This window comes from Haloprofundus salilacus (assembly GCF_020150815.1).
Classification (GTDB): domain Archaea; phylum Halobacteriota; class Halobacteria; order Halobacteriales; family Haloferacaceae; genus Haloprofundus; species Haloprofundus salilacus.
Window position 1 is genome coordinate 3,205,724 of the sequence record NZ_CP083723.1, and the last position, 12,392, is coordinate 3,218,115.

Here is a 12,392-nt window from a genome sequence, read left to right on the forward strand (position 1 = left end):
ATCGCAGGCCGCCGGTCGCCGCTTCGCCGGTCGAGTGCCCCGAACAGCCCTCACTCACCTCCCTCCGCACAACAGAGTAATGTCTTCAGACACACCACAACGCTCGCTCGCGCCGTCGAAAGCTTTCCAACTGCTCGCCGACCCGTGTCGACGTGCCGCACTGTACGTGCTGTTCGACACGAACGAACCTCTCGGCTACGAGCAACTGGTCGACCGGATGCTCCGCCGGGAGACGACGCCGTTTCGCGACCGGCACCGACTCGCTCTCGAACTGCACCACACGGTGCTACCAAAACTGACCGAGTCGACGTTCGTCCGCTACGACGAGCAGACTCGACGTCTGCGCTTCTGCGACCCCGACTCGGAACTCGAACCGTATCTCACGTTCGCACAGTCGATGGATTCCGAGAGGGACCGATAGCGCCGTCCCCCGCGACCCGTCTACCGGCGCAGCCGCCTCTCGTCACTCCCCGTTTCCCTTCGAAATCGGCCGTCGTCCGGCCGTCTCTCCGCGCTCGGCCACTTCCGCCTCGAACTCTCGACAGCCGTCGGTAACTAATACGTTCATCGACGTCGTCAGATGTGGTATGAACGAGCAGAACGTCCACGTGTCAGTTTCGGTCGTCGCCGACGGAGAGACCGTCGGCCGCTTCGACTCCGCCGCCCAATCGTCGGATACTTCGGAATCGACCGCACAGTCGTCGGGCGCTTCCGACTCGGCTGCTCACTCACGGGCTGAATCGGATTCGGTCGACCGGACGGCGGCGGGTGACGCCGAAGCTTCCAGCGCAGCGACCTTCGAGCTGTATCGCGACCAAGCCGACGAGTGGCGCTGGCGGCTCCGCCACGACAACGGCAACATCATCGCCGACGGCGGCGAGGGCTATTCCTCGAAAGCAGCGGCAAAAAAAGGCATCGAGAGCGTCAAAAAGAACGCGGCGGGTGCGTCGGTCGTGACGCACTGAAGGGGTGTTCAGGCGAGGAAGACGTGTCGCGGTCGGTCTGCCAGCACGTCTCGACCCCACTGCACCGTCTCGCGGAACTCGTCGCTGCGGAAGAAGCCCATGGCGTCCTCCTTCGAGCGCCACTGGCTGGCGATGAACATGTCGTCTTCGTCCTCAACGTTCACCATCAGGTCAGTCTCTTGGTGGCCGTCCATCTCGTCTAAGAGGCCGCCGACGGTGGCGAACTTGTCGACGAACTCCTCGCGGTAGTCGGATTTGACGGTGTAGAACATCCCCATGGTACCGAACCCGGACTCTTCGCCCGCGCGCGAAACGATCTCGGGAAGTTCCGAGAGGAACCCGGCGGCCGTCTCGGCGGCGCTCTGCGTCTTCCAGATGCTGACGACGGCCGAACGACCCCGCTCGTTCGCCTCGTAGACGGCGGTCTTGACGTGCGTTCCGTAGTGTTCGAAGTTGCCGCGGAGGCCGTCGACCTCGTCGAACAACTCGTCGGTGTCCGCCTCCGAGTACAGCACCGTCGCGTACACGTCCTCGCCGTGCGGCTTTCCGGCGTAGATGTTCAGGTCGGTGAGTTCGCCGCGGATGGTCTCGCTCTCGTCGGCGTCGCCTCCGTCGCCTCCGTCGTCTCCGCCGCTTCCGTGATGGCTGTCGCCTTCGTGGTGGCTCTCGCCTTCGTGGTAGCTCCCGTCACCGTCGCTGCCGTGTCCGTGGTTTTCACCGCTCTCGCCGTGGTTGTGGTGATGGCCGACAGCGTCGCCGTGTTCGCTCGTCGGCACCGACTCCCCGTCGAGGTACGCGCTGAGGTCCGTCGGGGGAAACCGCCGCCCGACGTAGAACTGCCCGAACTCGCCGTACCGCGAGGACGCCTCGTCGAAGCGCATCTCGTAGACGATATCTTTGATGTCGGTCGGGTCGCTGCCGAACAGCGTCACGCCCCACTCGTAGTCGTCGAAGCCGACGCTGGAGGCGATGACCTGCTTGATCTTGCCCGCGTACTTCCGCCCCACGTCGCCGTGGCCGGACATCAACTCGGCGCGCTCCTCGAAGGAGAGGTCGTACCAGTTGTACTGCTCGCCGCGGCGCTTGCTCATCGGGTAGAAACTGACGTACTCGTCGTCGGGAATGTCGGGCTTCATCTTCCCCTCAATGTAGCGACGAAGTCCCTCGTCGACGGCGTCCGCGCCCTCCTTGAAGTACTCGTCGGAGACGTAGCCGCTGACTTCGGTCACCGAGACGTACGACGTCGGTTGGTCGGTGAACCCGGCGAACGCCGTCCGCTCGAAGCGACGCTCCGCCGTCGAGAGCGCGTCGAGCGTCGGTCGGAAGTGGAGTATCAGGAGGTCGGCCTTGTGGCCGACGACGGAGAACACCGCGGAGGCACCTGCGTCTGCATCCTCGACGGCCTCGTGCGACCGGAGGTGGTCGACCGCTTCCTCGACGGCGCGTTCGCGCTCCCGCTGGGGCGCGTCGCGCCAGGCGTCCCAGTCGATGCTCCGGAAGTCGTGCAGCGCGTACCACCCTTCCTCGGTCTGCGGCGCTCGTGGCATACGCCGACGTTGAACCCCGCCGACTAAGGGCGTTTTGAGTCGCGGGCGGATCTGAGGCGAAGCCGGGTCGCTCCTCGCCGCCCCAGTGGTTTTCCCCGCGGGGAACGTCCGTCGACACGACTGATCGATGCCATCGACGACAGACGACCCCTCGGGCGCGACGCTCTCGTACCGCAACATCATCGAGCGGGAGATGGAGAACGCTCTCACGGAGATGAATCGACCGCCGAAGGGCGTCGCCATCTCCGGGTTCGCCGCGGGTCTCACCGTGAGCTTCGGCGCGCTGTTCATGGGGATGGTGTTGACGTTTCAGCCGAACTTCTCCTCGACGCTCGTCAAACAGCTCACCCTGGGCGGCGTCTCCGCCGTCGGCTTTCTGTTCGTTATCATCGGGCAGACCGAACTGTTCACCGCGCACACGACGATGGCTGTCCTCCCCGTCCTGACCGACCGCGCCTCAATCCGCGACCTCCTCGAACTCTGGAGTATCGTCCTCGCCGCTAACCTCGTTGGCTGTGTGTGCTTCGCCGGTCTCATCGCCGTCATCGGTCCGGCGATGGACATCGTCGACCCGGCGGCGTTCGGGTCGATGGCGTCGGCGCTGCTCCCGTTTCCGTGGTGGGTCATCACCGCCAGCGGCGTCGTCGCCGGGTGGCTGATGGGGCTTCTGACGTGGCTCGTCGCGGCGAGTCGCGACACCATCGCCCGCGTCGTCATCGTCCTCGTCGTGGCCTCGACCATTGGGTTCGCACCGTTTCACCACGCGCTGTTGGGAACGACCGAAGTGCTCGCCGCGATGTTCCTCGGACAGGGCGTCACGCTCGGACAGTTCGCCCACTTTCTCACGTGGACGACGCTCGGCAACGCCGTCGGCGGCGGCGTCTTCGTCGCGATACTCAACTACGGCCACGTCGCGCTCGCTGGCGACGACGTAGACGTCGATTTCGAGGCCGGGGCGACCAGCGGCTTCGGCGACGACACGACGGAGGAACCGTGAGCAGGTCGGGCGCAGTCGCCTCAGACGGCGGACTCGGGTAACCGAAACGCTTTCACAGCGCCCCCCTGATGGGCAACCAATGCGGAAAAGCGGCCCACCGAAAGGCCTCATCTCGTATCTCGTCCTGGAGTTACTCGGCGAACGACCTCGATACGGCTACGAGATTCTCAAAGAGATTCGCGAGATAAGCGGCGGCCACTGGGAGCCGTCGTACGGCTCGGTCTACCCCATCCTCTACAAGTTCGAAGAGAAAGGATGGGCCGAGCGGGTCGAACGCGAGGACGAACCCGACCGGAAATACTTCGCGCTGACCGACAGCGGCCGCGAGGAACTTCGCGAAAAGCGGGTCGAAACCGGCGGCAAAGCCGAGGAGTTCGCCGACATCATCCTCGGATTCTACCACGTCTACGTCGCCTTCGCCACCGACGGCCGCTTCGACGTGGCGAGTCCCGAGGAAGCGTGGCGGTTCGACGAGACGTTCAGTTCGTGGATAATCGAGCAGTTGATCCGCCACCACGAGCGCGACTTCGGTCCGTTCGAGCCAATCGCTGACTCGCCCGAGGAGTTCTACGACCGTCACGGAATTGAGTTCGATTCGTAGGCGACGCGCACGCCGCCGCTCGCGGAGTCGCTACCGTCCACCGTCGAGACGACACAGCTCTCTCTCCGAGACGAAGCCGCTGCCCGCCAGTTAGGCGAGCAGTTGCGGTCCGAACAGCAGCAACAGCAGACTGACGAGCATCACGAGGCCGATGCTCGTCGTGATCGCGCTCGTCAGCTCCTGCCTCCCGTCGACCGGCAGCCGCGAGACGACCGCTTCCGTCGACGTGCGGAGGATGCGCCCTCCGTCGAGCGGGAACGCCGGGATGCAGTTGAAGAACGCGAGGTTGAGATTTATCCAGCCGGTCCAGAAGAGAACGTTTGCGAGGAGGAACACGCCGCCGCCGAGCGCCGCGAGCGGTCCGCCGACCGTGTAGAAGTTCGCGTTTGCCGCAACGAATCCGGCGAAGTTCACGTCCAGTCCTGGGACCACAGTGCCCGCGAAGGGCAGAAAGAGGATGAAGAGCACCTGCGAGAACAGCCCACCCTGGACGTCGCCGCCGAGGATACCGAGGAACTGCTGGGCGGGGTACGGTATCACCCCGAGGCTGTTGACAGAGATGCCGCTGTATCCGGGACCCTGCGTCACACCGAGGAGGCCGCGTCCGGTACCATCGTTGGCCTCGCCGAGCGTCGCGTCGTACGTCTGCAACTGTCCGTCGACGTAGGCGGTCACGCTCACTTCGTCGCCGGGTTCGCCGCCGTCGAGGGCCGCCTGCACGTCGGTGTAGTCGAGCGTCCGCTGGCCGTCGATGCTGGTGACGACGACCTGTTCACCGCCGGGGACGTTCGTCTGCTGGCTCAGTGCCCCGTCCGGCGAGACGCCGAGGAGGACGCCCATCGGTCCGGTCACCGTCGACTCCTCCCCGCGCTGATTCTCGACGGTAAGCGTGGCGATGGGTCTGTCGACCACGGCCTCGCGAAGTCCGGATTCGGTGTTGACCGTCGTCCCGTTCACCGCGACGACGGTATCGTTCGTCTCCACCCCGGCGGCACCGTCGGCGGCAAGCGGCGAGTTAGGCGACATCGCCGTCACCAACAGCGACCGCTGGACGGTCCGCTCGGTCCCGTCTGCGAGCGTCACCGTCGCGTTCGCGGCATCGCTTTCTCCGAGCGCGTTCTGGAGGTTTTCGTTCGAGGTGACGTTCGCGCCGTCGAAGCCGACGATGCGGTCGCCGGCACCGATGCCCGCGTCGGCGGCCGCCGAGTTCGGGAACGTGCTGCCGACGGCCGCCCCGGGTGACGCCGCGATAGCGCCTGTTACGGGGCCGAACAGCAGCGCCAACGCGATGGCCGTGACGGCGAGGTTGTTCGTCACGCCCGCGGCGAACATCCGGGTTCGGCCCCCGCGACTCGCCCGCCGCTGGCTCTCTTCGTCGGGTTCGACGAACGCGCCGATCGGAAGCACCGTGAACAGGACGACGCCCATCGACTCGATGTCGATTCTTTCGACCCGACAGAGCAACCCGTGGCCGCCCTCGTGGACGACGAGTCCGACGAGCAGTCCCAGAAGAATCTCGGGGGCGACCGACAGCGGCAGAAAGTCGTTGACGCCGGGTATGACGAGGACGTTTCGCGGGGCGTTCACCGCTGTCGGCGCAGGCGGATTCTGGACGATCTGGACGCCACGGACGACGAGGAGGGCGAAGGTGCCGACCATGATGACGAGCGTGACGCCGACGCCGACGTTGCTCCACGCCCGCCAGAACCGTTTGGGTCCAGCGAGCCAGTTGAGAAACGCCCGGCCGCGACGGGTGTGTATCGTCAGCAGCGGGCCTTGCACCTTGATCGAACTCGGGAGCAACCCGCGCTGTCGCAAGACGAGGACCAGTACCGTGTAGAGGATCACGCCGATACCTATCCACAGCAGCGTGTTCATTGGCCGAAGAATGGGATGCGAGCGGGAAAGACGTTCGGATTGCGTCGGCGACGTTACGTCGACTCCTCGGAGGTTACGGCGTCAGTTCCGTCGGTTCTGACCGGCACCGGACGACGCCGCCGTCGTCGTTGAGTCGGTCCGCGTCCGTCTCGCCGACGTATCGTTCGACGATGGGCGTCGGGGTTTCCGCCGTGCGTCCGCCGACGCGTGTCGACGCCCGCACCGATGGCCTTCGCTACGCGCGTCGGCGGTATTGCTCTACGTTCGAGGGGGACGACTGGAGCGCCCTCCCGAAGAGATATATCCGTACTCTGTGACACGACGGTCGTGTTCGACTCGAACTCCTACGAGGTCAGCCAGAAGTTGGGCATCGGGAACAAGTACAACGTCTACGAAGCGGGTGGCTCCGAGCCGATTCTGACCTCCAAACAGAAGAAACTCCGCCTGAAGGAAGATTTCCGGTTTACTGACCCCGAAACCGGCGAGGAACGGATTCGAGTCCGCGCGAGCCAGGTGCTCGACGTGAACGCCGCGTACGACATCGTCGACAGCCAGACCGACGAACCCATCGGTGCGGTCAAGCGTCGTGTCAGCTCGTTTCTGAAACACGAGTACGAACTGCACGATGCCGACGGTAACCTCGTCGCGCTCGTCAAGGAGGACAACCACCTCATGGCGGCGGTTCGCCGACTCGTGACGACGCTGCTTCCCTTCTCCTACTCGGTCACCTCGCCGGACGGCAGCGAGACGTACGGCACCATCTCCGAGCAGTTCTCCTTTCGCGACAAGTACGACATCTCCCTGTCGACCGGCGCGCTTGACCCGCGTCTCGTCGTCGTCGGCTCCGTGGTCATCGACGCCATAGAGGACAACTAACCCACCTTTTACCCTGCGCTCGGTGAAATCTCTCGTCGCTCTCTTCAGTCGTTTTGTGACTTTCGTTCACTCCTCGGCCCGCTCGCTCGTTCCACTCGCTCGCGGTACAGAATATCGTAGAAGCGACCGCCTCCGCGCCATAGCAAGCTGTTACTTCACTTCGTTCGTGACGAGCCTTCGGCGCTCGCTACGCTTCGCGCCGAAGACGCCGGGAAAGCGAAGCTCTCCCGTGCCTGCGACTCACTCTGTTCGTCGCAGACGCTTCACCACGAACTCTTCTTCGAGTTCGCCGAGGAACTCGCCGAGGCGCGGTCCCTGCGTCTGGTCGAAGAACAGCAGATAGCCCGCCTGAAACAGGTCGCCGGTCTCCACGCCGCGTTCCTTGGCGGCTTCGTAGATTTCGCCCTGAATCTCCTCGCCGCTGTGACCCTCCTCGACGAAGTCGGCGAGGTCGGAGAGCGCCGCGGCCACATCGTCGGCGAGGTCCACGTCGGGCATCTCGGTCTGGAGGCGGTAGTTGTACTCGTTGTCCATCCGCTCGGCCCACGTGCGGGCCTTCTCGACGCGCTCCATCGCGTCTTCGACGGCCCACTCGGGCGTATCGTCGGTGATGTGGCCCTCGTTCTTCGCCATCTGGACTCGAAGTTCTGGGTCGTCGACCATCCCGAGCACCGCGGCGAACGTGTACGGCAGGCGAACGCGCTCCTCTCGTACTTCGTCGACCAGGAAGGGGTACGCACGGTCGGCCAGCGGTCTGAGGTTCTCGTCGGTCTCCTCGCCGAAGTAGATACGCTCGAAGCGGTCGAAGTCGTTGACGAGGAGGTCCAGACGCCGGAGGTCGAAGTCGCGGGCGCGGCGCGGGTTAAGCGCGAAGAAGTACCGGAGCACCTCGGGTTCGGCGAGTTCGAGCACCTCGGCGACGGTGACGATGTTACCCGCGGACGACGAGAGCGGTTCGCCGTTGAGCGTGAACCACTCGTACGTCATCGGCACCGGCGGTTGGATGCCGAGCACGTTTCGCGCGATGTCGTTGCCGCTGGGCCACGAGCCCTCGGCGTGGTCCTTGCCAAACGGCTCGAAGTCGACGCCGAGCACCTGCCACTGGGCGGGCCACTCGAAGCGCCACGGCAGTTTCCCCTTGCGGAACGTCGCGGTCCCCTCGTGGCCGCAGCCGGAGATGGTGTTGTCGCCGGCGGTCATGTCGGTGCAGACGTAGTCGACGGTTCCGGCGTCGAGGTCGATGTCGGTCACCGTCTCGGTTATCTTCCCGCAGTTCCCGCAGACCGGATTGAACGGGACGTAGTCGTCGTCGACCTTGCTCTGGTACTCGGTGAGCACCTCGCGTGCGGCGTCGGCGTTTTCGAGCAGGTGCCGAACAACCGGTTCGAACGTCCCGTCCGCGTAAAGTTCGGTGTTCGATATCATCTCGACCGGGACGCCGAGTCGCTCCGCGTCAGCTTCGATGAGCGCCGCGAAGTGTGCCGCGTACGACTCCGCCTCGCCGAAGGGGTCGGGGATGTCGGTGTACGGCTTGCCGAGGTTCTGCCCGAGCGCACCCGCGTCGACGTCGCCGAGACCGACGATGGTGCCGTCCCTGTCGGCGAGCTTTCGCGGGAGTTTTCGGAGCGGGTCCTTGTCGTCGCTCGTGAACACTTGCCGAACGTCGTAGCCGCGCTCCCGGAGCACCTCTGCGACGAAGTAGCCGCGGAGAATCTCGTTGAAATTTCCTAGATGAGCGACGCCCGACGGGGAGATGCCGCCCTTGATGACGATGGGGTCGTCGGGGTCGCGCGCTAGAATCTCGTCGGCGACGTCGTCGGCCCAGAACGCGTGATGCGTCTCGCCGCCGTCTCCCTGACCACTCTCGTCGGCGGCCGTCGATGTCGAGTCGGCGCCGTCGTCGACGCTCATCGCTGGGACCAGTACGTCGGTTCGGTGCCCGCGCCCGCGGGGACGATGTCGGTCCCCTCGTGTTCGCCGTGGAGCACCGCACGTTCGAGCCGTTTCGGTTCGGTGCCGTCGAGGACGATGGTGCGCATCCCCGCGCGCTCGATGAGTTTCGCCGCTAGCAAATCGACGGGAGCCGACGACCCCGCGTCCGTGCTCATCGGCGCGATGACGCCGACCAGTTCCTCGGGCGTGAGTTCCTCGAACTTCTCGGCAGTGTCGTCGCTCCGGGGGTCGGCGCTGTAGACGCCGTCGACGCTCGTCGCGTAGACGAGCAGGTCGGCGTCGACGTACTCGGCGAGGGCGGCGGCCACCGCGTCGGTGGTCTGGCCCGGGACGACGCCGCCCATCACGGAGATGTCGCCGCGGCGGATGGCCTCGCCGGCGTCCTCGTAACTGTGCGCCGGCGCGGGGTTGACGCCCGCGCCGAGGCCGGCGATGAGCAGACGCGCGTTGATGCGCGTCACGTCGATGCCGATCTGGTCCAACTGGACCTCGTTCGCGCCGAGACCGCGCGCGGCGTCGATGTACTCGCGGGCGACGCCGCCGCCACCGACGACGGTGCCGAGTTCGCAGCCCTCGCGGGCGAGTGACTCGATTGCGGCGGCGTGTGCCTCGACTCGACGGGCGTCGAGCTCCGGCGCGAGGACGCTCCCGCCGATAGAAATGACGACTCTCATTGCAACCGGGTTGCTGGGATTCGGTCTTAAGGGTTATCAACTCCGCCACGTTCTCGCGGCTCGAGAACATCTCTCTCGCGCCCCCCGAACCGCCCCACGCGCTCCGGACGTCCGGCTGAGCAACACTAAAGCCGCTCGGTCCCCCGTCTTTCGGGTATGCGAACACTCTGCGTCGTCGGTCCGGGTGCAACGGCGCTCACCGAGCGACTCGCAGCGCGACTCGACGGCCGCGTCGCGACGGTCGAACGACTCCCCGACGGCAGCGACCCCGAGCCCGACTCGGCAGCGTCGTACGGACTTGCCGACGACGGCGTCTGGGTCGGCGCGGGCCGCGACCGCTCGCGCGACGACCTGCTCGACCACCTCGCCGCCGACTACGACTTCGCGCTCCTCGCGGGATTCGAATCGACCCGCTTGCCGACGGTACGACTCGGCGACGCCGGTACGAAGTCCGACGAGAGCGAAAACGGAGACGTGGCGAACGAGCCGCTGCTCTCGGCTCAGTCGGTCGACGAAGTGGAGTTGGACGACCTCTGCGCCCGCGTCGAGGCGTTCGACCCGTACGTCACCTTGGAGGCGCTGGTCGAGCGGATAAAGCAGTCGCCGCGCGCCGAACGCGCCGGAGCCATCGCGACGTTTACTGGGCGCGTCCGAGCGAAGGACGGCGACGACGACCCCCGGACGACTCGGCTGACGTTCGAGAAGTACGAGGGCGTCGCCGAGGAACGGCTCTCGGAGATCAGACGCGACATCGAGGCTCGCGACGGCGTCGAACGCGTGCTGATGCACCACCGAACCGGCGTAATCGAAGACGGCGAGGATATCGTCTTCGTCGTCGTTCTCGCCGGACATCGAACCGAAGCGTTCCGTGCCGTCGAAGACGGCATCAACCGCCTGAAGGACGAGGTTCCCATCTTCAAGAAGGAGACGACCGTCGAATCTGACTTCTGGGTCCACGACAGACAGTAGCCGGTTTCGCATTCCGGAGAATATTTCCTTCTTTATCCACCGTTTCGTGACGGTTAGTCGAGCAGAAACCCGCTATCGTTGCGCTAAAACAGTCTATCAGCAGGATACTATTAGAGTTTATATCAAAAATTCAAACCCGGATAAATCGCTTAGAGACGTTTGTGAAATATCTAACACCCGGAGAAAACGTCGCAAAAAGAACTCTTTTACTCTCTTCAGCCTGAAAGAGGCCGAATTGTGACTAACGTTCCTGCCTTTATAACATCTCCACCGACCATTGGGAGAGCGAGGTCAGAAGGAAAATGAGCGCAACAGCAAACCCCTCCACCGACGGACGCTCGAAAGAAGCCCGACTGAAGCAGTACCTCGTCGACAAGGCGCAAGACGGCGAACTGTACTTCAAAGGCAAGTTTATCGCGGACGAAGTCGGCCTCTCACCCAAAGAGATCGGCGCGCTGATGGTGAAGCTTCGCGACTCTACCCACGAACTCACCATCGAGAAGTGGTCGTACACGAGCGCAACCACGTGGCGCGTCGCCCCGTCGTCGTAAGCGGGCCCCTCCGTCCCCGCGACACCGGTCCTCGCCGTGCTTGCCTACTCGCGAACCATGCAACCCCGCATATCCCCCACGACTGCCCTCTTCGCTCGAATCCGTTGACGACGTAGATCCGTCGATACCACCCGTTGACCGTTTCGACACCGGATTTATACCCTTCTGTGCGGTAGACGTAGTATCTGATGGACGAGGCCGACAGCCCTCCGTACGGCCCCGCGACCGACCCCGCAGACGGCCCCTCGCTCGAACGACTCGGTTCCGTGTTCTACGTTCGCGAGGTACGTACGGATGACGACCGACTGCTCTACTACGGCGAGTCGCTCGTCTCGCGCCGCTCGTTGCTCGAAGAGGTGTGGCCCTCGTTCCGCCGGACGGGATACGACGTTCGCCTCGCGCGGACGAACGACGGTCTCGACGTGCTCGTCGCCGAACCGGTGTCGGTCGGCGTCGAGGGCGTCCCGTGGAAGAACCTCCTCCTGCTGGCGGCGACCGTCGCCTCGACACTGCTCGTCGGCGCGTACGCGTGGTACTACATCCCGATAAGCCGGATTCAGGAGAACCCCTTCGTCGCCCTCGAAGCGTGGCCTTTCACCGCCGCCGTTCTCGGCGTCCTCTGCGCGCACGAACTCGGTCACTACGTGATGGGCCGCTACCACGGCGTCGACGTGTCGCTGCCGTATCTCATCCCCTTCATCTTCCCGTTCGGGACGATGGGGGCCATCATCCGGATGCGCGGGCAGATGCCTGACCGGAAGGCGCTGTTCGACATCGGCGTCGCCGGACCGCTCTCCGGCTTGGCGGCGACGATTCTGGTTACCGCCATCGGGCTCTCGCTCGACCCGATCACGATACCCGAGCGCGTGTTCGTCGGCAGCAGCGAGGTCATCCGATTCAACAATCCGCTCCTTTTGGACCTCATCGCGACGTTTCTGGGGCAGCCCAGCGACTACAGCTATCCGCAGACGGTGAACCCGGTCATCATCGGCGGCTGGGTCGGGATGTTCTTCACCGTGTTGAACCTGCTGCCGGTGGGACAGCTCGACGGCGGGCACATGGTTCGGGCGATGCTCGGCCGCAGACAGGAGACGGTCGCGACGCTCGTTCCCCTAGGCCTGTTCGGTCTCGCGGGCTACCTCTACTACGTCCGCGACCTCGGCCTTCAGGAGTCAGTCGGCCTCTGGGCGTTCTGGGGGCTGTTCTCGCTCTTCATCGCCTTCAACGGTCCCGCCCACCCCATCGACGAGTCCAGCATCGGCTGGAAGCGACAGCTCGTCGGCGTGTTCACCTTCGCGCTCGGCCTGCTCTGCTTCATGCTGGTGCCGATTCAGCTGATGAGCGCGTGACCGCAAAGGCGACAGTATCCGGCGGATTCGAC

Annotated in this window: 12 protein-coding genes and 1 pseudogene; 8 read left to right on the top strand and 5 right to left on the bottom strand. The window is 64.8% G+C overall.

Translation table 11 applies throughout. The features are described from left to right. Nucleotides 1-79: 79 nt before the first annotated feature. Complete coding sequence (locus LAQ58_RS16605) at nt 80-421, top strand: DUF7344 domain-containing protein (protein WP_224448544.1); 342 nt, start codon at nt 80-82, stop codon at nt 419-421. Nucleotides 422-776: 355 nt separating this feature from the next. Beyond that, nucleotides 777-965: pseudogene (locus tag LAQ58_RS16610) on the top strand (HVO_2922 family protein); the annotation flags it as partial. 8 nt (nt 966-973) lie between these two features. Here LAQ58_RS16610 and LAQ58_RS16615 read toward each other — a convergent pair. Further along, nucleotides 974-2,512: a heme-binding protein gene (locus LAQ58_RS16615; RefSeq protein WP_224448545.1), complete on the bottom strand. Its 1,539-nt coding sequence runs from the start codon at nt 2,510-2,512 to the stop codon at nt 974-976. A 127-nt stretch (nt 2,513-2,639) separates the two neighbouring features. On the opposite strand from LAQ58_RS16615, the gene LAQ58_RS16620 reads away from it, so the two are divergent. After that, the gene (locus LAQ58_RS16620; protein ID WP_224448546.1) at nt 2,640-3,509 is read left to right on the top strand and encodes a formate/nitrite transporter family protein; all 870 of its coding nucleotides are present in this window, start codon (nt 2,640-2,642) and stop codon (nt 3,507-3,509) included. Between the two features lie 79 nt (nt 3,510-3,588). After that, nucleotides 3,589-4,110 (top strand): PadR family transcriptional regulator, encoded by a 522-nt coding sequence (locus tag LAQ58_RS16625; RefSeq protein WP_224448547.1) that lies wholly within the window; start codon nt 3,589-3,591, stop codon nt 4,108-4,110. 90 nt (nt 4,111-4,200) lie between these two features. Here the strand turns inward: LAQ58_RS16625 and LAQ58_RS16630 are convergent, their stop codons facing one another. Next, the gene (locus tag LAQ58_RS16630; protein WP_224448548.1) at nt 4,201-5,988 is read right to left on the bottom strand and encodes a site-2 protease family protein; all 1,788 of its coding nucleotides are present in this window, start codon (nt 5,986-5,988) and stop codon (nt 4,201-4,203) included. A 73-nt stretch (nt 5,989-6,061) separates the two neighbouring features. Then, a complete protein-coding gene (locus LAQ58_RS16635; RefSeq protein ID WP_224448549.1) occupies nt 6,062-6,211 on the bottom strand; it encodes a hypothetical protein in 150 nt (49 codons plus the stop codon). 104 nt (nt 6,212-6,315) lie between these two features. On the opposite strand from LAQ58_RS16635, the gene LAQ58_RS16640 reads away from it, so the two are divergent. Then, nucleotides 6,316-6,864, top strand: a complete 549-nt coding sequence (locus LAQ58_RS16640; RefSeq protein WP_224448550.1) for an LURP-one-related family protein — start codon at nt 6,316-6,318, stop codon at nt 6,862-6,864. Between the two features lie 240 nt (nt 6,865-7,104). On the opposite strand, the gene lysS is transcribed toward LAQ58_RS16640, so the two are convergent. Both lysS and pyrH read right to left on the bottom strand, forming a co-directional pair. Continuing rightward, nucleotides 7,105-8,775 carry a lysine--tRNA ligase gene (lysS, locus tag LAQ58_RS16645; protein ID WP_224448551.1) on the bottom strand — a complete coding sequence of 557 codons (1,671 nt, stop codon included), beginning with the start codon at nt 8,773-8,775 and terminating at the stop codon, nt 7,105-7,107. Continuing rightward, a complete protein-coding gene (gene pyrH / locus LAQ58_RS16650; RefSeq protein WP_224448552.1) occupies nt 8,772-9,491 on the bottom strand; it encodes a UMP kinase in 720 nt (239 codons plus the stop codon). The genes lysS and pyrH overlap by 4 nt, the downstream gene beginning before the upstream one ends. 156 nt (nt 9,492-9,647) lie before the next feature. On the opposite strand from pyrH, the gene LAQ58_RS16655 reads away from it, so the two are divergent. The 3 genes from LAQ58_RS16655 (at nt 9,648) to LAQ58_RS16665 (ending at nt 12,360) form a co-directional block, all read left to right on the top strand. Next, on the top strand, nt 9,648-10,460 hold the full coding sequence (locus tag LAQ58_RS16655) for a molybdopterin synthase (protein ID WP_224448553.1): 813 nt from the start codon (nt 9,648-9,650) through the stop codon (nt 10,458-10,460). Nucleotides 10,461-10,762: 302 nt separating this feature from the next. Then, a complete protein-coding gene (locus tag LAQ58_RS16660; protein ID WP_224448554.1) occupies nt 10,763-11,011 on the top strand; it encodes a DUF7123 family protein in 249 nt (82 codons plus the stop codon). Nucleotides 11,012-11,199: 188 nt separating this feature from the next. Continuing rightward, nucleotides 11,200-12,360: a site-2 protease family protein gene (locus LAQ58_RS16665; protein WP_224448555.1), complete on the top strand. Its 1,161-nt coding sequence runs from the start codon at nt 11,200-11,202 to the stop codon at nt 12,358-12,360. The last annotated feature ends 32 nt before the right edge of the window (nt 12,361-12,392 follow it).

What these genes read in the sequence shown, in the direction of transcription:
- LAQ58_RS16605 (WP_224448544.1), top strand. Translation starts at nt 80, where the DNA reads ATGTCTTCAGACACACCACAACGCTCGCTCGCGCCGTCGAAAGCTTTC.
- LAQ58_RS16615 (WP_224448545.1), bottom strand. Translation starts at nt 2,512, where the DNA reads ATGCCACGAGCGCCGCAGACCGAGGAAGGGTGGTACGCGCTGCACGAC.
- LAQ58_RS16620 (WP_224448546.1), top strand. Translation starts at nt 2,640, where the DNA reads ATGCCATCGACGACAGACGACCCCTCGGGCGCGACGCTCTCGTACCGC.
- LAQ58_RS16625 (WP_224448547.1), top strand. Translation starts at nt 3,589, where the DNA reads ATGCGGAAAAGCGGCCCACCGAAAGGCCTCATCTCGTATCTCGTCCTG.
- LAQ58_RS16630 (WP_224448548.1), bottom strand. Translation starts at nt 5,988, where the DNA reads ATGAACACGCTGCTGTGGATAGGTATCGGCGTGATCCTCTACACGGTA.
- lysS (WP_224448551.1), bottom strand. Translation starts at nt 8,775, where the DNA reads ATGAGCGTCGACGACGGCGCCGACTCGACATCGACGGCCGCCGACGAG.
- pyrH (WP_224448552.1), bottom strand. Translation starts at nt 9,491, where the DNA reads ATGAGAGTCGTCATTTCTATCGGCGGGAGCGTCCTCGCGCCGGAGCTC.
- LAQ58_RS16655 (WP_224448553.1), top strand. Translation starts at nt 9,648, where the DNA reads ATGCGAACACTCTGCGTCGTCGGTCCGGGTGCAACGGCGCTCACCGAG.
- LAQ58_RS16660 (WP_224448554.1), top strand. Translation starts at nt 10,763, where the DNA reads ATGAGCGCAACAGCAAACCCCTCCACCGACGGACGCTCGAAAGAAGCC.
- LAQ58_RS16665 (WP_224448555.1), top strand. Translation starts at nt 11,200, where the DNA reads ATGGACGAGGCCGACAGCCCTCCGTACGGCCCCGCGACCGACCCCGCA.